This is a genomic window from Catellatospora chokoriensis (assembly GCF_011297315.1).
GTDB classification, from domain to species: Bacteria; Actinomycetota; Actinomycetes; order Mycobacteriales; family Micromonosporaceae; genus Catellatospora; species Catellatospora citrea.
This window is the reverse complement of the sequence record NZ_JAAOTI010000019.1, coordinates 80,262-102,267: the sequence shown is the minus strand read 5'-3', so window position 1 is coordinate 102,267 and position 22,006 is coordinate 80,262. Positions and strand designations below refer to the sequence as shown.

The window sequence follows — 22,006 nt, the reverse complement described above, 5'->3', positions numbered from 1 at the left end:
CCGGCCCGTGGAGTCGGCGTCTGCCGCCACAATTTCTCGCTTCGAAGGCAATGTCGGTGTGTTCGCTGGAGAAGTCGTCACACTTAGGTGCCGACTGGTCGCTTTAGCGTGACGAAACAGAGGACATTGCCGACCTCATTCATCGATGAAACTGATAAGCGTGCGAATTCCTCTGGGACTGATCATCGGTGGCGTGGTCGTCGTTGTCGCCACCAGCGTCGGTATCGCCTCTTGTTCAGGCAGTGACGACGACGAGAACACGGCTGCCCCATCTCCCGCGCCGCCGGCGAAGGTCCGCGTGGAACTGGTGAAGGTGATGAGCACCGCCACCGAAGATGACCTGGGTGACGACGAGTTCTACGTGCTTGGCGGGGCCAGCCTGCCCGCAACGCAGTACGCGCCGGCGGCCGCATGGGGCAACGTCGCCCCACCCATCGAGATCGCCAGCGACGGTGCCTGGCACGACTTCGACCAGGGCAAAGTCTTCTTCGACGGACCCGCCGCCGGTGTGGACGCAGTGCACATCTCCGCCGTCGCCTACGACGAGGACAGCGACTCGCAGGACTGGAGCGACACGGCGCAACTCACCTCCGCCATCGGCGGCCGCCTCGCCAAGGTCAATGGCAAGGTCGGCGCCGGGGGAAAGGCGGCAAGTGCCGCCGGCGACATCGCAATGATCGTCGAGGGGATCCGCAGCTTCGACGCTGATGACGAGCTCGGCCAGTACGACAACGACATTCCGGTTCTCGGCCCCGAAACCGAGATTCTCACCTGGAAGATCGACCACGACGCGGGCTTTCTGGGCTCGTCATACCATTACGAGGTGCAGCTGAAGGTCACGCGCTATGTGTGACGCCAGCGGCTCGTCCCGCGGCGACTGGACCAGGTACACCGATGCGGCACCCCGGGGCGGGTGAGCTGGGCCGCTGATTGCCCAAGAGCGGAGTCTGGGCTCAGTCGTCTGTTCCGAGACATACCCACCTGGGCGGAGGCGGGGAGTTCGAGCAAGCCCACTCCGGATTTCCGTACCAGGTATCCCCGGTCCGCGGGTTGGCGAAGGTCCAGCCCTCGCCGGTCGGGCCGACAGGGTCGGGTGCCTGCACGGCGGACGGCCCGAGATCTCCGTCCGGGTGCTGGCAGTAATACCAGCCATCACCTGCATACGGATTATTCGGGTTCAGCCACGGACAGGCGTTGAGCACGCATTGCCATTCGTGCTGCCTGTTGTAGGAATCATCGCCAGGAAACAACTGGTGGCACTCGGTGATGGGGTCGGCGGCCCTTGGCGGCGACGCGGCTACCTGTGAAAACATCATGACAGCGCTCAGGACAGTTGCGATCATCTCGCACCTCCATCGGGATAGCGCAGCTACCATCATGTCCCACGAAAGCCGAGCAGCGCCGGCGGTTCGAGTAGGAAGGCCGGCCCCTGGGCCGACCGATCCCGGTGCCCGAATCGCAGTCCGCCCAGGCCGGACATGCAGCCCGGGATCTGCGATCTGAGGCGCCAGCCCCACGGTGACGCTCGCCGTGTCAGCTATGAGCTGGAGCGTTCCGCTGGGCCGACGGTCTCACGCGCCTCGGTCGCACCGGGTGCTGACCCATACGGTCTGGTCACCGTTCAGGTGCACCCCGCCGCGATCCATGTGATCGCCGTGGTCAGCTCGCCGGTTCGGTTGCGGCGTAGGCTGCCGGCGCGTTGCGGTAGGCGCGCGTGTCCATCAGCCTGGCCACGGTATCGACCTCGTGAAGCTGCGCCGGGTCCAGCGTCTTCTTGACGGTCAACCGCAGCGTCTCGGCCTCGGGGTCGTCCACCGCGGAGACCTTCACGGTTCCGACCCTGGCGGCGTAGAACTTGTGCTGGTGGCCGCTGCCGGGGTCGAGTGGGCTCCACTCGTCGACGAGCAACGTGTCGGGGTAGCACGTGGTGGCGTCGCATACCTTCTGCCCGACCTGCAGGGGCTGGGCGCAGTCGAGGAACTTGATCGCCGGGACGTATCCCTGCCGGTACGCGGGGGTGGCTGGTTGCGGGTGCGCGGTCATCTGTACGCCGGCTTGCGCGCCGGCCGCCGCGTTGATCCAGGCGTCAGGCGCGCCGGTGAACCTGCCGTCCTCGTAGTCCTCCGGGTATTCGCCCATGTTCCACACGTTGCCGTCGTCGTCCTGGGCGAAGAAGGACAGTTCCTGCTCGTCGAGTTTGCCGTCGTGGAGGTCCCTGTCGATCACCACCACCGTGCGCACTCCGTTGACGACTTTCGTCAGGCCGGTGACGGTGAATTCCTCGTGGTGGGCGACGGGCGTGCCGTCCTGGACGGACCGCCCGTCGTAGATCATCTGGGTGCCGGGGACCAGGGGGAACCACTCGTTGTCGACGACCGTGGCTTTGGCGAACTTCGCGGCGTCGAAGGGCGCGTAGGGACCGCACGTGTCGAGAGCGGCGCTCGCAGTCGGACCCGCGTGACCGACGGAGGCTTCGGACTGCCCGGCATGCTCGGGGCGCGTGGCGCAGGAGCCGAGTAGCAGCACTGCTACCGCGGCGCCGATGCGCACGGATGTCCGGAGCACCAATGATCATCTCCTGCTTTTCGGTAGGCCGACTTCATGCCTGACTAATTGTCCAGATTCGGGCGATGCGGCACGCCGATCTCTGAAAACTGACACACGAACCGTCCGCAGGCGCGGCTACCAGCTCGATGATCCGGCGACGCCCGCCGAGGGTCCCCGCCCTGCGGGCCACGCCCTCACAGGCGGCTGGTGTTGGTCCCGGGCTGGCGCACCGACTCGACGTTGACCGAGCTGACGACGTCGGCGTTGACGATGTTGGCCACGGCGTTCTGGACGTTGACGCCGAGGTTCTGGATCGCCTGCGCGACGGTGGCCCAGGCCTTGAGGACCTCTTCCTCGTTGACCCGGTAGCCCTTGTTCTCGGCGCCGTCCCCGACCTCGACCTGCTTGCCGATCTTGTCCATGCTCCACGGTGGGCCGGCCGACAGCTGGCGGATCATCCGCCCGATGTCGCGGTGCAGGTCGGCCAGGTCCTCCCCGGCGAACACGATGCGCTTGCCGGCCTGCGTCGTGGCGTCGCTGTCGATCTGGATCGCGCGCTCGTCAGTCATCGCGGCCCGCCGCGGTGGGCTTGCCGAGCGTCTCGTCGGTGCGGCTGAGCAGCGAATCGAAGTCTCCGGTGCGCACGAACTCCGCCGCGCCGGTGCCCGCCGGCATGAACTCGCCCAGCAGTTGCTGCATCTTCTCGGCGGCCTCCGCGGCCGCGGTCCGGGTGAGCCCCAGGATCAGCGACGAGAGCTCGCGGGCCGGATACCGGCGGTAGGCGTCGTCGTGGATGACGAGTTCGATCAGCTGGCCCTGCGGGCCGACCTTCACCGTCACCAGCCGGGTCGGGCTGCTCGCGGTGGCGTTCACGTCCTTGAGCTTGGCCTGCAGCGTGCCCAGGCCGCCGCGCAGTTTCGTGTAGCGCTCGTAGACCTCGTCGAAGCGGGCCATCAGGTCCGGGTTGGCGTTTCTGTCGGCGTAGCGCATGGCGGTCAGAGGCCTCCGAGTCCGGTCAGTTCCATCGTGCCGTCCTCGCGTACGCGGTCCGGTGACTGTCCCAGCGTCAGCGCGGTCACGGCGACGTCGAACCCGTGGCCGTAGCACCATTCCCCGCCCTGGTCCGCGGCGAACACGCGGCCGTCGGCGTCGACAGCGAGCACCGCGCCGTCGTCGTCGAGGCCGATCGGGAACACCGCCCGGCCCAGGCGGCGGCCCAGGTCGGTGAGCACGTCACGGACGCCGGTGAGGCCGTCGTGGCCGATGCGGTACGGGGTGATCCAGTTCTGGGCGCCGCGGCCGCGCACGGTCATCAGCAGCGACGGGCCGAACTCGGCGAAGATCTGGCGGACCGGCGCCAGTGGGGACAGGCCGGTCTCGTCGGCGATCTGCTCGATGACGGCTTCGGCCAGGCTGAGGCGGTCGGCCGGGTCGGGGAACGCCCCCCAGCCGGCCTCGTTGAGCGCCGCCGTGACCAGCGCCGGGAACCGGGTGCCGGGCAGTTCGTTGCGGGGGTGCGGGGTGACGGGGTCGGTGAGGTGCAGCAGGGCACCGTCGAGCAGGCCGAAGTCGACCCAGGCGCGCAGGCAGCCCGCGCACGGCGTCGCGGCTGCAGGCTGCGGGATCGCCCCGTCGCGCAGGTGGTTGAGCTGCACGCGGGCCTGGCCGAGTTCGGTGCGGGCCTGTTCGAGGCTGGTCGGCGGCAGTCCCGTGGCGGCGCGGGTGGCGTCGGCGCGCAGCAGCCAGTCCGACAGCACGATCAGTTCGGCGTGCCGGGACTGGCCGCGGGTCTTCATGCCGCCGGGCTGCGCGCGCAGCCAGGCCGCGACCAGGGGGTGGTGCACCGGTTCGGCGTCGACTTTGGAACCGACCGCGGTCACGGTGCGGCCGTCGTCGAAGGCCAGGACTGCGCTGACGGTCAGTGAGGTGTCCAGGCCGCCGGCGCGGCCCAGCCGCTGCACGGCGCCGACGGCGCGGCGTACGCCACGCCGGGCGGGATCGCGACGCCACTGGTCGTGGGCCTGCTCGGCGGCGATCGAGCCGAAGACGGCCTCCGCCCCGGTCTCCCGCTCGATCAGGACCTTCGCGCCGGAGCCGGGTGCGGCCTGCTGGTCGGCGGCCGGGGTGGCCCAGACGACGAAGGCGTCGGGGAACTCCTGCACCCAGCCACGCCACAGCGGCCCGGCGGGGTTGCTGCTGGACCGTGCCAGGCCGGTGGCGACCTGTTCGGCATCGCGTCGGGTGAACACACTCACCGGGCGAGGTTACCGTGGCCGCAAACGCCTGACCGCCCCCGGATGTACCAGGCACACAGGATTATTCCGTCTAACTGCACACATTGGTCACTGTGCCGCACTGCACAGAACGAGGCCTGCGCGGTGACTGCCCGTGCGGTAGTTTGCAGACTCGGCTGCGGTGCCGAGGTCCGGTCAGGAGGGTTGTGAACTGCTGCTGGCTAACTGTGTATACCTGTTTATGCATGTATGTGGGTGGATGTTAGGGTGCGGTTCGTGACGGTTGTGGTGTGGGAGTCCTGCTGTGCGCGCATGTGCCGGTTGGTAGATTTCCGTGCTCGCTGCGGGTTGAAGGCCGCTGTTCATGGCTGATCTGCGCCCGATCGCCGCGCCGTTCGTGGTGCCAGGTCCGTCGGGAGTAGCGATCCGGACCCGTCTGAAGAACCTCACGGCCCAGGACGAGATGGTGCTGCGGGTGGTGGGTGCGCACCTGGGCTCTCTGGCCGCCGGTGATCTCAAACAGCGTTGTGCTGACGGGCTCGGCCACGACAGCGACCGGTGGGCGCAGCGCAAGCGGGAGTTGACGGGCCTGTCGTCGTCGCGGTGGGCCGGGTCGATCACCAAGGCCACCCACGATCAGTGGGCGCTGGCGCGCCGTGGTCTGGCCGCGCACGTGCAGGGCCTGCAGGCCGGTATCGACATGCTGGCCCACCGCCTGTCCCAGCCGCTCGGGCAGAAGGGCACCAAACGCACGCCGGGCGGGTACCGGTCGCGGCAGGAGTGGCACGCCAAAGCACGACGTCTGGCATGTCTGACAGCCCGGCACGCGGCCGCGGTCGCTGACTACGACAGCGGCCGGGTCCGCGTGGTCCGTGGCGGTCGACGGCTGCTAAACACTCGCCATCATCTCGCAGAGGCCGGACTGACCGAGCCGCAGTGGCGGCAGCGGTGGCAGGCCGCACGCTGGTTCCTGTCCGCAGACGGCGAGTCCGGCAAAAGGTTCGGCAACGAGACGATCCGCGTCACCGATGACGGCCAGCTGTCAATGAAACTGCCCGCGCCGCTGGCCGATCTGGCCAACGCCCCGCACGGCCGCTACCTGCTCACCTGTCGTGTCGGCTTCGCCCACCGCGGGCAGCAGTGGGCCGACCGGATCGCCGCCGACCGGGCCGTGGCATACCGGATCAGTTTCGACCCGCAGCGCGACAGGTGGTATCTGACCGCGTCGTGGCAGTACGCGCCCGCCCCCACCGTCGGTCTGGCGGCTGCTCTGGTCGCGGGGTGTGTCGGCGTGGACGCCAACGACGACCACCTGGCCGCCTGGCACCTGGACGCCCACGGCAACCCGACCGGTGCACCGCGCCGGTTCGGCTACGACCTGTCCGGCACCGCCGATCACCGCGACGCGCAGGTCCGCCACGCCCTCACCCGGCTACTGCACTGGGCCAAAACGTGCGGCGTGAAAGCGATCGCAGTGGAGGACCTGGACTTCGCTGCTGAGAAGACCCGAGAGAAGCACGGGCGTAGGAAGCGGTTCCGCCGGCTCATCTCGCGTTTCCCGACCGGCAGGCTACGGGCCAGGCTCGTCTCGATGGCCGACCAGACCGGTATCACCATCGTGGCGGTCGACCCTGCCTACACCTCGAAGTGGGGCGCCGAACACTGGCACAAGCCCCTAAACACCCCTACCAAGAAGATCACCCGGCATGACGCTGCGAGCATCGTGATCGGACGACGCGCCCAGGGACACAAGGCCCGGCGACGGACGCCACCGCCCCCACCCGACCAGAGCGATCGGATGGGGCATCGGAGCGTCCAGGCCGGACCGGACGTGCCTGGGGGTGAGGGACCCCGCCGCCGCATTCCCGGACCGCGCACACGATGCCCGTCACCGGACTGCGACCCGAAAGCGGGCGACCAGTCTGCCCAACACCGTTCGGGGCACACGACCGAGCCTGTGCAACTCATGCACAGTTCATAGGAACGGTGGAGCCGTGTCTGTACTGCCTTCCCCGATCCCGAATCCGATGGAGCTGCTGCATGTGCCCTCGGAGGTGCGGCCACTGCTGGAGTGGGTCATCGGCGCCGACTGGCCCGATGGCAACGAGGAGATCATCTGGGATCTCGCCGACGAGTGGTTCAAGGCCGCCGACCGGGCATCCGGCCCACTGCAGGACGCCGCCGCCTATGTGACCGACGCCGTATCGGCGGCAGGCGGCACCCAGACCCAGCTCGGCGAGGCGGTCAAGCTCAGCTGGGATCAGCTCGGCGCGACCGCGGACTCTGCGCTGCCGCAACTGATCTCGATCCTGGACGTGATGGGCCAGGTCGTCGAGGCCGCCGGCCAGGACATCCAGGCCGCGAAGATCGAGTTCTGGATCGAGCTGGTCCTGTTCGTCATCGAGGTCATCGCGCTCATCGTGGCGGCGTTCTGCACCTTCGGCGCGGCATCGGCAGGCATCCCGGTGCTGCAGATGGCCACCCAGTACACCATCCGGCAGATCATCAAGAAGCTGCTCAAGGAGCTCGCCGAGAAGGGCATGAAGGAGCTCACCAAGGCCGCCCTCAAAAAGATGATCAAAGAGGGTGCCAAGGAGGCACTGGAGGAGCTGGTCACCGAGACCGCCATCCAGAGCGCGCAGATCGCCGACGGGCATCGCGACGGCCTCGACGGCATGGCCATCGGCATGTCCGGGGTCGCGGGCTTCGCGGGCGGGTTCGCGGCCGCGGGCGTGAACCTCAAACTCGGGCCGGGCGGCGGCTTCGTCCGCAACATGCGCAACGACGTGCTTGCCGAAGTGGCCGGCGACGTGGCGGGCAACCTCGCCACCGGCAATGTCCCCGGCCTGGACGACGTCGGCATGGCGGCCACGTCCGGGGCGCGTTCCAGCATGCTCGGGCAGGGCACCAGCGGCCTGGACAACCTCACCGCGAACATCAACTCGCAGGTCCAGAACCTCAACCAGTTGGCCGGCAACAGCCAGACCCTGCAGAGCGGGCTGACCGCGGATCCTGCCGGCACCGGCGGACAGCCGCTCGGCAACCAGGCCGATACCCGCAGCGCACCCCCCAGCCAGCAGCCCGCCGTCACGACCAGCACGAACACCGGTAACACCCAGCATCCGTCCACCACAGCGTCGTACGGCGGCGGCCCCGTGCAGGGGCCTTCGCTGAGCGGTATCGCGCCACCGGTCGCCGCGGGGTTCGGCATCGACGCCACCACGGCGGGACCGCTGCGCATCGACGCGGCCACCGCCGTCGACGCGACCGCACCACCGCCCGGCCAGCAGGCCGCGCAGCAGGCCGCGACCGCCCAGCAGGCGGCGACGCAGCAGGCCGCCGCCAACGTGCAGGCGGCCAACCAGTCCGCGCCCGCCCAGCAGGCGGCGACGCAGCAGGCCGCCGCCAACGTGCAGGCGGCCAACCAGTCCGCGCCCGGCCAGCAGGCGGGGGCAGCGCAGTCGGGGTCCACCACCGGTACATCGGCCAGTTCCGCGACGACGACCCGTGGTCCCGCCTCGCTTGCGGGCGTGCCGACGCAGGCCACCGGTGGGTTGACCGCTTCGGCAGGCACGCCGGTCTCAGCCTCGACATCCCTGCCGTCGCCGGGCACCTCGACGAGCCCGAGCATCACCACGAACGTCTCCACCAGCACCGCGACGAACCCTGGCGGGATCACCGCAGCCTCGACCGACACCCGGCCGAGCTCCCCGGGCCCGACACCGACCGCGGCCACCAGCACGACTGCATCGACCAGCCACACCACCGCCGGCACGACCGCGGCGAGCCCCGCCGGCACGGGGCTGACGGCCAGCACGCCGACGAACACGAGTTCTTCGACCGGCACACCGACGACCGGCAGCCCCTCTGCCGGCACTCCGACGATCGGCAGCACACCGGTCGGCGCCGCGACGACCGCCACGCCCTCGCCGGCAACCCCCGCCACGGCAACCCCGGCCACGGCTGGCCCAGTGCCGGGCGGTCCCACCAGCACCCACCCCGCAGGCACGACGCCCACGACCGACGGCACGCAGCTGTCGGACAAGGACGCGGCCAGACTCGACCGCGCCGCGAGGATCACCGCGGCCATGCACTGGATGGCCACACACCGCGACACGCTCAGCCCGAGCAACCTCGGCGGCCGAGTGGTCGACCTGGCCCGGGTGCGCCTACGTGCCGAAACCTCCGTCCAGTCGCTCTACAACGACCGGCGTGCCGACCCGGACACCGACGTCGAGGCCGGCCCCGACGTGCGGCAGCGCCAGCAGATACTCACCGACGCGCTGCAGGCCACCCAGGACCGCGACACCCCCGCACCCGGCGGCCTCGACCCGGCCGCGCAACCCACCGACGGCCCGCCACCGGGAATCGAAGACAGCCGGCAGTACGGCGAGCCCGACGGTCACACCATGCCGACGGTGGCGCAGCAGCGCGACTTGGAGGCGTCGCTGCCCCGCAACCCCGACGGCTCCTTCCAGCCCCACGTGTCACCGGACAACGGCTGGGGCGCAGCGTTCGACCCCGTGTCCCCACAGGACGACCCGACCCGCGCGACCGCCTGCGTCGACCGGGCGCTGGCCTTCGCGTCGACCTACGCCGGCCTGCCCCGGGTCGCCGCCGGACGCACCCCGACGCCCGACGGCAGCATCCCGCCGCCACCGCCAGACGGGCACCTGCGCATACAACAGGTCCTGGGCACCGACTTCCAACAGCTCACGCCGGATCTGCGCACACTGAACCCCCGCCTGGCGGCGGCCGCGGTCACCGCGGGCTTCGATCAGCTCGAACTGAGCCTGAGCCAGCCAGGCGCGCAGGGCATTGTGTGCTTCCAGCGCAGCGACGGCACCGCGCACGTCATCAACGTCATCAACCACGACGGCGAGATCCGCTACTACGACGGCGGCACCAGGCTTGGCCGGCCGCCGTTCACCGACGGCGTCACCCGCATGGACGGGCTCGCCCTCGACCCGCAGCTACGCCCCCTCACCGTCGCCGACGCGCCACCGGGTCACTGGGCACCCGCCCCGGACCACAGCAGCCCCGCGCCGGCCACCCCGGGCACCACCCTGCCCACCGCGCCGGACGTGCCGCGCTACACCCGCGACGACCTCACCCCGACCGGGCAGATGGACGGCCGGACCCAGCGCCGCGAGCTGATGCGCGGCGCCGACGGGCTCGACCACTTTCCCGGCGACCCGATCGGCACCCACCGCAGCGACGACGGCCGGCTGCTCGACGGCAACAACCGCTTCTACACCGACGACAACAAGCTGCCACCCGAAGGCGTGGTGGGCAGTGACCTGCCCAACGCCGTCGCCCTGCCGGTGGACACCACCACCGAGGCCGGGGCCGCGTTCGCCGCGGGGGTCACCGCCCACCAGCAGACCAGCAAGCAGAAGGAGACGATCTGGACCACGCAGGTGGTGCCGCTGATCCCGCAGATCACCGCCGCCGGGTTCACCGTCGACCGCAATACGTTCGGGTCCGAGAACCAGAACACCGACGAGTTCTGGCGGGTGATGACGCGGGTGTTGTCCCCGGCCGAGAGGATCGCCCTCCAGCAGGCGCTGACCGACTACCACGACGTCTGCAAGGAACTGGTTCGCGCCAGCGAACGGCTCGGCCTGCTCGCCGGCGACTACGTCACCGAGCAGCTGTATCCGGGAAGCACCCTGGTCACCGGAGGTGTCGACGAGCCGGGCAGGCCTGCCACGTTCGACCGGGTCCTGGTCAGTGCGGGGGACCCGCCGGTCGTGGTCCTCATCGAGGAGAAGGGCGCCGGAGCTGAGCTGGGCACCCGGTGGGTGCCCGACCCGGCCAACCCCGGCGGACCGATGATCAACTCGCAGCAGACGTCGCCAGAGTACGTGCGCGGCGTGCTGGCCATCGACGTCTACCTGCAACCGGTGATGGCGGCCAATCCCGACCTCGCCAGGGCCATGCACGAACTGCTCACCGCGGGCCGGCTGGAGTGCCTGGTCGTACGTGGCCGGCCCGATGGCAGGATCATGGTGCAGCAGGCCACGCTCGACCCGGACCGGCTGCGCGCCGACAGCATAAACTTGGTCGGGTACGAACCCGAGGAGCAGCAGTGACCGATTTCAGGACCGCCGACCCCGCCGCCGTGCTCGCGACGCTGACCGTCGTCCGCGACTGGCAGTGGACCTGGTCGGGCGACGAGGTCCCCGCGCTCATGACGCGCCTGCGCTGGACGACCGTCGAATCGGTCCCCAACGGCCCGATCGTCGCCCGAGCGGCCTGGGATCTCGACAAACCGTTCCAGATGATCAACATCTCGCGCGGGCGGGTCCGCGACCTCGACATCCAGTTCTCGGGCATCAACCACTGGCCGGCCGTCGACGAGGACGCCGCCCCGATCAACGACAGCTTCGTCGAGGTGATTGCCGCGGCCGAGTCGGTGTTCGGCCCCGCCGAGGAGTCGCACCCGGGCAAGACGCCCTCGCAGGTGTGGCACCGGCCCGACTGCGTCGTGCGGATCACCCGCACCACCGTGGGGGTCGGCGCCCACTGGGCCGAGCGCAAGTACTTCGAAGAGGGGCGCAACCTGGACATGAGCGCCCTATGAGCGACTGGAACGACTTCGCCGGCCGGCTGCGCCGCGACCTGGCCGACCTCGCCGACGAAGACATCGTGGTCCTGGTGTATGGCGTCGGCGGCGTGCAGTTCGCGCAGACCCCGCGCCTGCTGCTTACCGAGGCGATTACCGGCCCGGTCCATGCGCCGCCGGTGCCGGAGCAGCAGTACGCGGCGCTGGTCGCACTCGGCTGGAGCCCACCGGACGTGCCGCATTACACGAACTGGCACCTCGAACTGCCCTGGCCCGCCACCTCGGCGCAGTACGACGCCACCACGTCCCGGTTCGTGCAGACGCTGCGCGACGTCCTGAACGTGCCCAGCCCGTCTGACCTGGCGATCAAAGCGTGGAACGACAACACCCACAAGCCGCTGGACCTCGCCATCGCCTTGAGCATTTCTCAGTAACCGGCCTCAGCGCCCAGTGGCGCGCGAGTCTCCACAGACCGGACTGGGCCGACGGGTGCATGGCGTGAACTCGGTGCGGGCTGCCCGCGTTCGGTTCGCCTTCGGCGGGCAGCCCGTTCGATCAACGCACCGGCATGGCGTCGAGCCGCTCCTGATACAGCGCCACCTGCTCCCGCCCGGCATCGGTCGGCGCCGCCGTGTGCGCCTGCTCGGCGAGCGTGAGCGCGTCCTGCCAGTGCTTTCGTGTCCGGCTGGGATGCCCGACCGTCTGCGCCAGCTCCGCCAGGCGCGCATGCACCTCGGCCTGGCCCCACAAGGCCCCGGCGTCGCCGGGGTCGAGCGCGGCCTGGCGCCGACGGCTGGCCAGCGCCTGCCGGAACAGGGTGCGGGCTGCCACCGGGTCGCCCAGGTCGCGCATCCAGTCACCCAGGCGCAGGCAGGATTCGGCCAGGTCCTGGTGTAGGCGGCTGTGCCGGGGCAGCCGGTGGACCAGGCCCTGCGCGACCTCCAGGGCCCGTTCGAGGTGGCCGCGGACTTCCTCCGGCCGGCCGTTCGCGAGGGCGTAGTCGGCCATGCGCTGCCAGGTCGTGCCCAGGTCGCGCTGCGCGTCGATGCTGTCCACGTCCGTGTCGGCCAATTGCTGGGCCAGCGCCAGCGCGCTCACGAAATGCTCCTGCGCGCAGGACAGGTCCGCGGCGGCGAGGTCCATGGCACCCAGCCGCCAGTGGGAGGCGAGCAGCTTGCGCCGGAACGCGACGCTGCTCGGGTCAGCCTCGACGAGTGCGGTCGCGACCGACGCGGCCTCCGCGGTCAGCTGCCGGGCTGGTTCGGTGTCCGGGCCGGAGAATCCGAGGAGGTCGGCGAGGTCGCCGAGGCTGTCGAGCAGGTCGTCGAGCAGGACCGCGTTGCCCTCGTCGGCCTCCACCAGCTTCCGCCGGATCTGCATGGCCTGCTCGATCAGGCCCCGGGCTGCGGCGGTGTCGCCGGCGGCGCGCAGGCCCTCGGCGTGGGTGTCCAGGGACGCGCTGAGGTCGCGCTGCAGCGCGGGCTCGCCGGGTTCGGCGTCGGCCAGGCGCTGCCGGATCTGCAGGGCCTGCCGGGCCGCGTCCAGTGCCGCACCGGTGTCGGCGCTGTCCAGGGCCAGCCGCGCGACCTTCTCCAGGCTCAGGGCCAGGTTGCGCTGGTACGGCACGTCGTCCGGGTCGGCTTGGGACAGCCCGAGATCTATGGCGAGGGCCTGCTCGTAATAGGTCCGCGCTTGAGGAGTGTCGCCGAGCCGGTGCAGGAGCCGCGCCTGCCCGTCCAGCGCCGCGCTGAGCCCGAGCAGGGCCGCCGGGTCCTGCGGCGCGGCGTCGACCGCCTGGGCTGCCCGTGCGACGAGTTCCTCGCCCTTGGCCGCGGCCGCGGTGGTGGCGCCGGTGGCTTCCAGCGCGTCCCGTTCCCGGCTGAGCAGCGCCGGGTATGCGCCGTGGCCGTCGGGCAGGGCCGGGGTGACGTCGCCGAGGAACGCCGCCACGGTGAGTTGCCCGCCGAGGCTGGGCAGGGTGGCATCGGCGAACTCCGCCAGCTCGTCGAACCGACCGGCGGAGGCGAGATGGCGTACGGCCTCGGTGAGGGTCGCGAAGTCGGCCCGGCCCTCGGCGGCGATGCGCCGGCACATGGCCGCGGCTCGCTCATGCCGGTCGAGGCGCTGCACGCCCTGCAACGGCGTCAGGGCCTCCCGCAGCCACGGCTCCACGGCGACCGCTTCGCCGCCGGTGAGCAGGGTGAGGTCCCGCAGCCGGGAGACGTGTCCCGCCGTCGCGGCGTGCTCCTCAGCGGACGCCTCCCGGCCCCGCACCGCGAACGCGAGGTCGCCCGGCGACAGCTCCACCCGGCACACCGCGACCTGCAGCAGCGTCTCCCGTTCCCCCTCGGACAGCAGGCCGAGCAGGTCGTCGAGGAGCATGTCGCGGGCCGCCAGAGCCACCGCCTGCCGGGTCGCCTCGGCGGCGCCGGCCGAGCGGGCGAGCGTCACCTGCTCCTGCCTGGCCAGCCTGCGCAGCCGTGCGGTGACCTCGGGCAGCCGGGCCCGGGTGCCGCCGCGCAGCAGCGCGTCGACGAACTCCAGCAGCCGCGGATGCCCACCCGCGACCTGCAGCACCGTCTCGCGGTCGGCGGGGGACAGTTCGCGCAACGCGGGCAGTCGCAGCAGCATCCGGCGCAGCTCGGCGTCGCCCAGCGGCGGCACCTCGGCCCGCAGCAGCGGCACCTCGACCGGCACCGGGTAGCGGCTCGCCACCAGGATCTTGCCGCGCTCCGCAGCCTCGCACAGCGCCGTGAAGACCTGCTCGAATCCGGGGTCGACGAAGCCTGCGCCGCCCGTGGTGAGGTTCTGCTCGAAGTCGTCGAACACGATCAGCAGCCGCCGCGTACGCAGCGCGGCCGTGATCGCCGCCAGGGCGTGGGCCTGGTCGCCGTGGCCGTCGACGCCGGTTCCGGCGAGGTCGGCGATGAGCTGCTCCGGATTCCACAGGCCCTGCTGCACGACGATCGCCCACGGGTCGTCGACATCGTCCCGCAACCGGTTGACCACGCGGCCCGCCAGGGCGGTCTTGCCGATTCCGGCCGCGCCGGTCAACATCACGCCGTTGACCAGCGGTGACCTGCCGCCGGACGGGACCTCGTCACGCAGCACCCGCGACACGGTGCGCAGCAGTCCGCGCCGGCCGACCAGCTCGCCCAGCGACAGGTCGCGCACATCCGCGCCCCCGGGCAGTTCAGTCGGGTTACTCAAGGGCTCAGGCGCGATCGCGGCGTCCCACAGCGGGCCGTCCCCGGCCGCGAACAGCGCCGCCACCGCATACTCGGGCCGCTGCGGCGTCCGGGTGCCCTGCGCGTCGTCGAACAGCGCCGACCTCGCCTCGGCCAGCGCCTCGGCGACCGAGGTGTTCTGCTCGGCGAGCGAACGGTAGACGCCGGTGATCAGCCCGGTCGCGTACACGTCGGTGACCGTGGTCTGCATCGCGATGACCCGCTCGGCGCCGTGCCGGAGCAGGGTCACCGCCAGGCCCGCATCCGCATCCGACGCGCCCCCGCAGCTGGACAGCACGATCAGCGGCAGCGCCCGGCCGCCGCGGCGCAGCGCCCGCACCAGGTCCTCGGCCTGCACGTCGACCGCGTTGCCGTCGCGGTCCTCCAACTCCACCCCGTACGGAGAACCGTGCGCGGACAGGTGCAACACGTGGTACGCGTCGTGCCGCAACGCCTCGGCGATCTCCTGCGGCCCAGCCGTCTCCAGGATCGTCACCTCGGCCCGGCCCAGGCCACCGACGACGCCGACGATGGCCTGCATCTCGGCCTCCACGTCCAGCGCCGGGTTCTCGGTGACCTCCGGTGCCCCGACCGCGACGAGGATCTTCAGCGGACCCGGCGACGGGGCAAGAGCCCGGGCCGGCACGCCGGTGACGGTCCGCGTCAGGCGTACGCCGTCGACGGTGGCCAGGACCTGCTGGTCGGTGAGCTGGATCAGCTCGAACGGAAGCTCGTGCGCCGAACCGTCGGCTTCGATGACGACGTCGACGACGGTGCCCTCGGTGGACTTCGTGACCAGGGTGGTGAGCTGGTCGAGGCAGTCGGCGTCGAACAGCGCCTCGGACAGCCGCTGACCCAGCCGCGCCAGCCGCGTCTGCGCGTCGGGTAGGTCCAGTAGCGACCACACCTCGTCCCGGCCGAACGGCAGCAACTCGTTCCGCTCGCACAGCAGCGTCCCGGACAGCGTCGTGGCGCAGCGGACCCTGCCGTCCGCCACGCTCACGGCCAGGCGCAACTCGTGGCGCGGCGTCGGATCCGCCGACCCGCAGCGCTCGTGAAGCGCGGCGACCAGGGCCGCGACGCCGCGCCGGCTCAGCGTGCGCAGCCGGAACAGGGGAGCGGTGTGCGCGGACAGGAACGCCGGCAGGTGACCCACCGTGCCGCCGGGCAGCACCACCGGCAGTACGGCAGCGGACTTCTCGTCACCGCCGGCCAGGTCCTCGATCGACCGGGCCGCCTGCCACAGCTGCGTGTGATCGCCGACCGGCTCCGCGGCAGCGACCTCCCGGTAGACCGGCGAGCCGACCACGACGACGGCGGCGGCGAGCCGGAGCTCGGCGGGCGAGCCGCCCGATGTGGTCGCCAGCCTCGCGTCGACACCTGCCGCGCGCAGCAGGATCCACAGGTCCCGGACGGCTTCGACATGCCCCGCATCGTCAGGGGCGTACGAGATGACGACGTGACCGGCCTGCACCCTGTCGACGGTGGACTCGTGGCCGACCGGCGGGATGGTGCCGCCGCCCAGGCTGGTGGAACTCATTCCGAAACTCCCGATATCCGTCCGTGCGGGTGCGGGCCCGCTCGGAACTGGTGATGCCGGAAATGTATGTGCCGAAGGTGAAGCGGTTTCCACCGGTACTGGTCAGGCCGGCAGGCGGAAGGTGATGTCGTCGGCGACCGCCCCCGGGTTCACGGGCACCCGCTCCGGAGTTTCGAGGTCGAGCCGCACGAACGAGATCCCGTCCTGCCAGACCTTGCGCAGGAACTCCTTGATGAACTCGACCGACAGATGCTCGGCGGGACAGCGCCGGTAGCCGAACCCGAACGCCGCATAGCCCGCCGTGTCGCACACCGGATGCGGCGTCCCGTCGACCTCGCTGTAGACCGCGCCGTACCCGGAGTTGACCAGCCGCACCGCGCGGCCGTCCCGGACGGCGAACGCCTCCTTCGGGAACGGGCAGCGCGCCAGCCCGGCCTGGCGGCACCTCGCGTCGTCACTGTCCGCGCTCGTCGGGGCCGTCCGATAGCGGTCGGGGTCGAACTCCGCCGGGTCGGCCCAGTGCCGAGGGTCGGTGTTCGCCGCGACGTGCGGCGTCACGACACCGCTGAAACCTCCGCCCAGCAGTGCCTGCTTGCGCCGCAGCGTCGACAGGCTCCCGGGGTTCGGGGATATCGTCCGAAACAGCTCCATCACCAGCCGGTCCAGGCGGGTGAACGGGCCGCCGTCGGCCTCGTCCGGCCCGGCCCGCATGGTCCTGTCGAACCAGGACCGCGCGTCGGCGTCTCCGTGCGTCGGTTCCAGTCTGCTCGCCACGTGGTGCACCATCGTCGCCCACTGGGGAAATGCCATCAGATCGTGCAGGCACTCGATCAGGAGGTCGTCGCGGCTGAAGTTCTCGCCCAGCTCGCCGTTCTTGAGCCAGTAGTGGACGAGAGTGTTCTCGGGGTCGGGCGTGGTGCCGTCGACGAGCGCCTGGACGCGGGCGTCGAGCCAGGTCATGAGTGCGGCCCGGTCGGCGCGTGCCCGCATGTACGCCCGGTGCACGGTTTCCGAGGTCGGGAACCAGAAGCCCAGCACCGTGGTGAAGTCCGCGGTGAACCGGCGGACCTCGGCGGGCAGCGGCTCGCCGCTCGCGCCGACGTGCAGCTCCCAGAAGAGCTCGTAGTACAGGTCGAGGAAGCGCCGCATCATGGGCTCGCCGGCGTGGTCGTCGGCGAGCAGCAGCTCGTGGAAGCGCCGGAGTCTGTCGCGGTATCGGGTGTCGATCAGGTCCGGTGTGGTCGCCGACATGAAGATTCTCTTGCGGGCGTTGTGCGGGCCGCGGCGCTCGTAGGCCTGAGTGAAGACAGAGACGCCCTGCCCGTCGGAGTCGGCCGTCCAGCCGTCGTAGAGCAGGCCCCAGAGATGGCTGGCCAGGGCGTTCTCTTTGGTCAATGCGAGATCGATCATGGGGAGCATGGGCGTCTCCCCGGCGAACTCGCTGCTCAACAAGAACGGTGCGACAGCCCCGCTGACATAGTCGGCCTCGAAGTCCGCCGGCAGGACTCCCACGGGAAGCGCCGCCGAACACGGCACATCCGCAGCGGGCCCGTCCGGCCGTGGTAGAGACCGCGCTACGGGCTCTGAACCGCTGCCCGCTGACCGACCAGCCATCCCGGCACCCCTCGGCGACACCCAGGCAACCACCGCAGAACAGCATATGCTCGGCGGCTCGAGAAATGTCGGAGAAGCCGGATGGGGGCAGCCCCGCCGGCCCACCTGCGACGTAGCGCACCACTGTCACGGTCGATTCACCATCCGGCTCCGATTGCTGCTGGTTAGTCTGCATTCGGAATCACCATTCGGTCATGGCAGCCTTCCGGGCTGATTGCGGTCCGCTGCGGACGGCGCTGTGCCACTTACGAAACGGGGTCCGATGAAGATGGTTTCGATCGACGGTGGCCGCGCCAGTTGGCTTGCCGCGCTGACCGTGATGGCGATGGCCGTCACCGGGCTGGGCAGCGCGCCGGCGCAGGCATCCGGGTCCGGACTTCGCGGCTGGCCGTCACGCTCGGACGGCGGGGGTCCGATTCCGGCCGGGGCCGATTGCGTCAAGCCGACGGTGGTGCTGGTCCACGGCGCGTTCGCCGACGCCTCCAGCTGGAGCGGCGAGGTGCAGAGACTGCAGAATGCCAGGTACGTGGCCCGGGCCGTCGCCAACCCGTTGCGCGGACTCACCGGTGACGCCGCGTCGGTCGCGGACTTCCTCAAGACCCTGTCCGGTCCGATCGTGCTCGTCGGGCACTCCTACGGCGGGTCGGTGATCAGCAACGCGGCCGCCGGCATCGATGCCGTCAAGCAGCTGGTGTACGTCGACGCCAGCGCACCCGCGGTGGGCGAGACCAGCGCGCAGACCAGCGGGCAGACTTCGGTCCTGAACGCCGACCCTGACACGCTGTTCGACGCGGTCCCGTACCCGAACGCGCCCGAGGGTGATGCCGACCTGTACCTGCTGGAGGACGTCTTCGTTGAGTCGTTCGCCCCTGACCTGCCCGAGCAGCTGGTCGAGGTGCTCTGGGCAAGTCAGCGTCCGGCGACCAAGACGGCATTCTCGACCCCGAGCGCGCAGGCGGCCTGGATGACGATCCCGTCGTGGTACGTCATCGGCGGCGATGACAAGATCATCACGCCGGAGTCGCAGATGGCCATGGCAAAACGCGCGAATTCCCAGGTCAAAGCGGTTCCCGGCGGATCGCGCCTGACGCTGATCTCCCACCCCGACGCGGTCACCGACCAGATCCTCGCGGCGGCCAGGGCGGTGTGCGCCGGCAGCTGAACCGCGGTGACGTCCGTCCGGCTCACCGCAGGCGGGCCGGACGGACGACGATGATCGCGGATCCGGGCGGTTCAGCCCATGCGCACCGCGGCGTGCATCTCCCAGATCAGGACTTCCGAATCCTCGACGGCGGTGATCTGCTGACCGCCGGTCGCCGTCATCCGCACGGCGTCCCCGGTGGACAACTCGCCGCTGCCCTCCAGGCTGACCTTTCCTCGCGCGACGAACAGGTGCACGAACGGCGCCTGCGGGCACGGGACGGTCTCACCGGGAGCGAGACGTGCCGCGTACAGGGCGGCATGGCGGTTGCGGATGCGGATCGCGGCGCTGTCGGCGTGCTTGTCCATGCCCGAGGCCACCGCGACCAGGTTGGCGCGTAGTTGTTCGTCCGGGATCTCCTGCTGTTCGTAGCCAGGGGTGACGCCGTCCTCGTCGGGCACCACCCACATCTGGACGAAGTGCACGGGGTCGCGGTGTGGCGTGGTGTGGTCCAGCCGCCACGAGTCGTTCTTCTCCGAATGCAGGATCCCGGTGCCGGCACTCATCCGCTGCGCCAGGCCCGGATAGATGATCCCCGAGTGGCCGGTGGAGTCCTGGTGGACCAGCGACCCGGCGAGCACCCACGTGACGATCTCCATGTCCTCGTGGGGGTGTGTCTCGAAGCCGGTCCCGGCGTGCACGATGTCGTCGTTGTTGACCAGCAGCAGCCCGTGGTGGGTGTTCTGGGGATCGTAGTGGCGCGAGAACGAGAACGAGTGCTTCGAGTCCAGCCAGCCGAGCCTGGTCCAGAAACGGTCCCCGGCCCGGCGCACGTCCACCGAAGGCGTCAAGCTGGCCCGTGCCGCGCTCATGCGGGCATCCTGGCCGTGGTGCCGGTTCCGTCGCCCGGGGTACGGCCGGAGCCTGCGAGCGGGTCGTGGGAAAGCATGATCTGCTCGACCTCGGAGGCGATGTGCAGCTCGGCGCAGTACTGCTCCGAGATTTCGGCGCATACGGACGCCACTTGCTCGCACAGTGGGTTGCCCAGGTCGATCGCGTTCAGCGCCATGATCATCCGATAGCGTAAGTCGGTCATGCTGCCCCCGTGGCCGCGCCTACAGGACACTCGCGTTACGAGGCCTGGATCGCACGTTAGCAAGAAACGGGAGATACCGGATCTTTTACCCCAAACCCTATGCGAACGATGAACCCTGGGTTTCACCACCGCCACGCGGTCCGACGTCCAGCGCAGGTGCCCCTCTGGCCCAGCCAAGTCACTCGCGCCTCGAAGTATCGGTGCGTACTCGTATGATCCGCCGCGGCGATGCCAGCGGCTCGCGGTCGTCGCGTTCCGGTCGCCGGCGAGCTTCGGCGCTGGGCGACGACACGGAGGTGTGGCATGGTGGGCGGACTGTCCGACAGGCTGGGCATCCGGCGGTTGGTTCGACGGTACGCGGTTCCCGAGTGGATGGTCGTCGAGTGTGCCCAGGCGCGCAAGCGCGGTGACTGGCGGGCTGCGTGCGAGGCGGCCCGGGTCACGGTCGGGTTCGACGATGCCGGCCCGGTCGCGGATCTGCTGGCTGGGTTCGCGCCCGATCTGCTCCGCTGGCATCTGCCGCGGTCACTGAGTGGGACGGCGGGGCTGGCCACCGGACTGACATACATCCTCGCTCCGGACGGACCGGTGACCCGGGACAGCGTGGTGCTCGTCGTCCGGTCGCCGGACTGGGTGACCGGTTCGCAGCGGCTTACTCTGCAGACGGTGCGTGTCGGTGACCTGGGGGAGGGGCCGATCTACCCGCTCGCGCCGTACCTGTGGGACTTCCGCAGGGTGGGCGAGCTGCGGTACATGGCGCAGACGGCCGAGCCGCCCAAGCTCGTCGCGCCCCATGAACCTCCACTTGCCGGGCGGTGCGGAACGTGCGGCAGGTCGCACGTCGACCGGCCGGCCGGGCCGCCGCGAGCGTGGGCCGCGGCGGGTTGGGTGATCGACGAGTCGGCGAACGGCTACTGGGCACCTCACGACCTCGCCATGCTGCATTGCGCCGACCCGCAGTTTGCGCTTCGCGAGCTGCGCCGAGTCGAGGAACAGGTCGGCCGCGGGTCGTGCTGGCTACGGGGCCACGAGGGCCGCCCGGGGCGGTACGACCAGGGGAAGGTGCGTCTGGAGGCGGCCCCCGGCGGTCATCACCGGATCACCCGGTGCGACGCGGCTGCGACGCAGCCGGACGCGATCGGCCCCGAGATCTGCCTGCACCCTGAGTTGCTACGGCCCCCGGCCGACGTGGAACTGCTCCGGCACGACCGGATCGGCGTCGAGGAACTGCATCCCCTGGTACGGGCGGCCCTGTTCCCTGCCACGGACCCTGCCGAGACCCGACCCGCCTCGGACTTCTCGATCGTTCCTGCCGGGTTCTGGCAGGACGAGCGGATCCGCGTGCGCTGTGGCCGGCAGTGGCACTGGATCAGCCTGCGGGACGGGTCTGTCGAACTGCTCCACCATGACGAGGTCGAGCGGCGGCGTGAGCACACTCTTCGCGTTCTCGGCGCGCCGATGCGCGGCTGCTTCGAGGCCGAACAAGCCTGGCGTGACGGCAACGACGCCGCGCCGAGACGCCTGCGGGACTACCGCCATGATCTGTGGCGGCGGATGGAACACGGCGGCAGCAGAGTGGTGCTCGCGCTACTCGACGCGGGCATGAACCCGCAGGTACGCGACGGCCAAGGCCGGACACTGCTGCACCGGATCCATCTGTTCGAGCACGAGGAACTGCTGCCACGTCTGCTCGCCGAAGGTCTGGACGTCAACGCCCGTAGTCGGCGCGGCTGGACGCCGATGTGTGAGGCGCTGGTCCATTCAGCGCCGAATGACCTGCTCATGGCCCTGAACGCTGCCGGCGCGCACCCTCAGCTGTCCCTCACGGACCCGGAGCACTGGCCCGACCCCGCCGTGCTTGGCGCGACGAGCGACGCCGGGTGAGGGGTGCGGCCTTGGCCGGCGTGCGCCCGGCGGTTGCCGACGCCAGCCGTCGTGGATGGGCGAGTCGTGCGCGACCGTGACGGAAGTGGCCTGCGATACGACCGGGTCAAGTTATGGTCATCTGAGTGTTTGCCGAGGTAGCGGCCGGTGCCTAT

The 22,006-nt window shown here is 70.4% G+C and carries 15 protein-coding genes; 7 read left to right on the top strand and 8 right to left on the bottom strand.

The annotated features are described in order from the left end of the window. The first annotated feature begins 160 nt into the window (after positions 1-160). Positions 161-853, top strand: a complete 693-nt coding sequence (locus HAV39_RS26480; protein ID WP_191841871.1) for a hypothetical protein — start codon at positions 161-163, stop codon at positions 851-853. 806 nt (positions 854-1,659) lie between these two features. On the opposite strand, the gene HAV39_RS26475 is transcribed toward HAV39_RS26480, so the two are convergent. From HAV39_RS26475 to HAV39_RS26460, 4 genes are all read right to left on the bottom strand, one after another. Then, on the bottom strand, positions 1,660-2,565 hold the full coding sequence (locus HAV39_RS26475) for a hypothetical protein (protein WP_191841870.1): 906 nt from the start codon (positions 2,563-2,565) through the stop codon (positions 1,660-1,662). Positions 2,566-2,741: 176 nt separating this feature from the next. After that, the gene (locus HAV39_RS26470; protein ID WP_120314862.1) at positions 2,742-3,116 is read right to left on the bottom strand and encodes a hypothetical protein; all 375 of its coding nucleotides are present in this window, start codon (positions 3,114-3,116) and stop codon (positions 2,742-2,744) included. After that, positions 3,109-3,537 carry a YbaB/EbfC family nucleoid-associated protein gene (locus tag HAV39_RS26465; protein ID WP_191841869.1) on the bottom strand — a complete coding sequence of 143 codons (429 nt, stop codon included), beginning with the start codon at positions 3,535-3,537 and terminating at the stop codon, positions 3,109-3,111. The genes HAV39_RS26470 and HAV39_RS26465 overlap by 8 nt, the downstream gene beginning before the upstream one ends. A gap of 5 nt (positions 3,538-3,542) precedes the next feature. Beyond that, entirely contained in the window at positions 3,543-4,802 is a 1,260-nt protein-coding gene (locus HAV39_RS26460; protein WP_191841868.1) for an SUKH-3 domain-containing protein, read from the bottom strand. A 343-nt stretch (positions 4,803-5,145) separates the two neighbouring features. On the opposite strand from HAV39_RS26460, the gene HAV39_RS26455 reads away from it, so the two are divergent. The 4 genes from HAV39_RS26455 to HAV39_RS26440 are packed head-to-tail and all read left to right on the top strand — an operon-like array spanning position 5,146 to position 11,783. After that, a complete protein-coding gene (locus HAV39_RS26455) occupies positions 5,146-6,762 on the top strand; it encodes a transposase (RefSeq protein ID WP_191841867.1) in 1,617 nt (538 codons plus the stop codon). Between the two features lie 46 nt (positions 6,763-6,808). Beyond that, positions 6,809-10,876: a WXG100-like domain-containing protein gene (locus tag HAV39_RS26450; protein ID WP_191841866.1), complete on the top strand. Its 4,068-nt coding sequence runs from the start codon at positions 6,809-6,811 to the stop codon at positions 10,874-10,876. After that, on the top strand, positions 10,873-11,367 hold the full coding sequence (locus HAV39_RS26445) for a DUF6301 family protein (protein WP_191841865.1): 495 nt from the start codon (positions 10,873-10,875) through the stop codon (positions 11,365-11,367). The genes HAV39_RS26450 and HAV39_RS26445 overlap by 4 nt, the downstream gene beginning before the upstream one ends. Beyond that, on the top strand, positions 11,364-11,783 hold the full coding sequence (locus HAV39_RS26440; RefSeq protein ID WP_191841864.1) for a TY-Chap domain-containing protein: 420 nt from the start codon (positions 11,364-11,366) through the stop codon (positions 11,781-11,783). The genes HAV39_RS26445 and HAV39_RS26440 overlap by 4 nt, the downstream gene beginning before the upstream one ends. A 121-nt stretch (positions 11,784-11,904) precedes the next feature. Here the strand turns inward: HAV39_RS26440 and HAV39_RS26435 are convergent, their stop codons facing one another. Next, on the bottom strand, positions 11,905-16,116 hold the full coding sequence (locus HAV39_RS26435) for a tetratricopeptide repeat protein (protein WP_191841863.1): 4,212 nt from the start codon (positions 16,114-16,116) through the stop codon (positions 11,905-11,907). A gap of 102 nt (positions 16,117-16,218) precedes the next feature. Next, a complete protein-coding gene (locus tag HAV39_RS26430) occupies positions 16,219-17,535 on the bottom strand; it encodes a cytochrome P450 family protein (protein WP_223124432.1) in 1,317 nt (438 codons plus the stop codon). 457 nt (positions 17,536-17,992) lie between these two features. On the opposite strand from HAV39_RS26430, the gene HAV39_RS26425 reads away from it, so the two are divergent. Continuing rightward, positions 17,993-18,892 carry an alpha/beta hydrolase gene (locus HAV39_RS26425; RefSeq protein WP_203736388.1) on the top strand — a complete coding sequence of 300 codons (900 nt, stop codon included), beginning with the start codon at positions 17,993-17,995 and terminating at the stop codon, positions 18,890-18,892. A 71-nt stretch (positions 18,893-18,963) separates the two neighbouring features. Here HAV39_RS26425 and HAV39_RS26420 read toward each other — a convergent pair whose 3' ends face one another. After that, positions 18,964-19,743 (bottom strand): pirin family protein, encoded by a 780-nt coding sequence (locus HAV39_RS26420; protein WP_191841861.1) that lies wholly within the window; start codon positions 19,741-19,743, stop codon positions 18,964-18,966. Beyond that, positions 19,740-19,967: a hypothetical protein gene (locus HAV39_RS26415; protein WP_191841860.1), complete on the bottom strand. Its 228-nt coding sequence runs from the start codon at positions 19,965-19,967 to the stop codon at positions 19,740-19,742. Before HAV39_RS26415 ends, HAV39_RS26420 begins: the two co-directional genes overlap by 4 nt. A 603-nt stretch (positions 19,968-20,570) precedes the next feature. Here HAV39_RS26415 and HAV39_RS26410 point away from each other — a divergent pair. Then, a complete protein-coding gene (locus HAV39_RS26410) occupies positions 20,571-21,851 on the top strand; it encodes an ankyrin repeat domain-containing protein (protein ID WP_191841859.1) in 1,281 nt (426 codons plus the stop codon). Positions 21,852-22,006 lie beyond the last annotated feature (155 nt).

Excerpts from the sequence above, each read along its gene's own strand:
- HAV39_RS26430 (WP_223124432.1), bottom strand. The coding sequence starts at position 17,535 with ATGCTCCCCATGATCGATCTCGCATTGACCAAAGAGAACGCCCTGGCC.
- HAV39_RS26450 (WP_191841866.1), top strand. The coding sequence starts at position 6,809 with ATGGAGCTGCTGCATGTGCCCTCGGAGGTGCGGCCACTGCTGGAGTGG.
- HAV39_RS26425 (WP_203736388.1), top strand. The coding sequence starts at position 17,993 with ATGAAGATGGTTTCGATCGACGGTGGCCGCGCCAGTTGGCTTGCCGCG.
- HAV39_RS26415 (WP_191841860.1), bottom strand. The coding sequence starts at position 19,967 with ATGACCGACTTACGCTATCGGATGATCATGGCGCTGAACGCGATCGAC.
- HAV39_RS26465 (WP_191841869.1), bottom strand. The coding sequence starts at position 3,537 with ATGCGCTACGCCGACAGAAACGCCAACCCGGACCTGATGGCCCGCTTC.
- HAV39_RS26420 (WP_191841861.1), bottom strand. The coding sequence starts at position 19,743 with ATGAGCGCGGCACGGGCCAGCTTGACGCCTTCGGTGGACGTGCGCCGG.
- HAV39_RS26470 (WP_120314862.1), bottom strand. The coding sequence starts at position 3,116 with ATGACTGACGAGCGCGCGATCCAGATCGACAGCGACGCCACGACGCAG.
- HAV39_RS26440 (WP_191841864.1), top strand. The coding sequence starts at position 11,364 with ATGAGCGACTGGAACGACTTCGCCGGCCGGCTGCGCCGCGACCTGGCC.
- HAV39_RS26435 (WP_191841863.1), bottom strand. The coding sequence starts at position 16,116 with ATGAGTTCCACCAGCCTGGGCGGCGGCACCATCCCGCCGGTCGGCCAC.
- HAV39_RS26455 (WP_191841867.1), top strand. The coding sequence starts at position 5,146 with ATGGCTGATCTGCGCCCGATCGCCGCGCCGTTCGTGGTGCCAGGTCCG.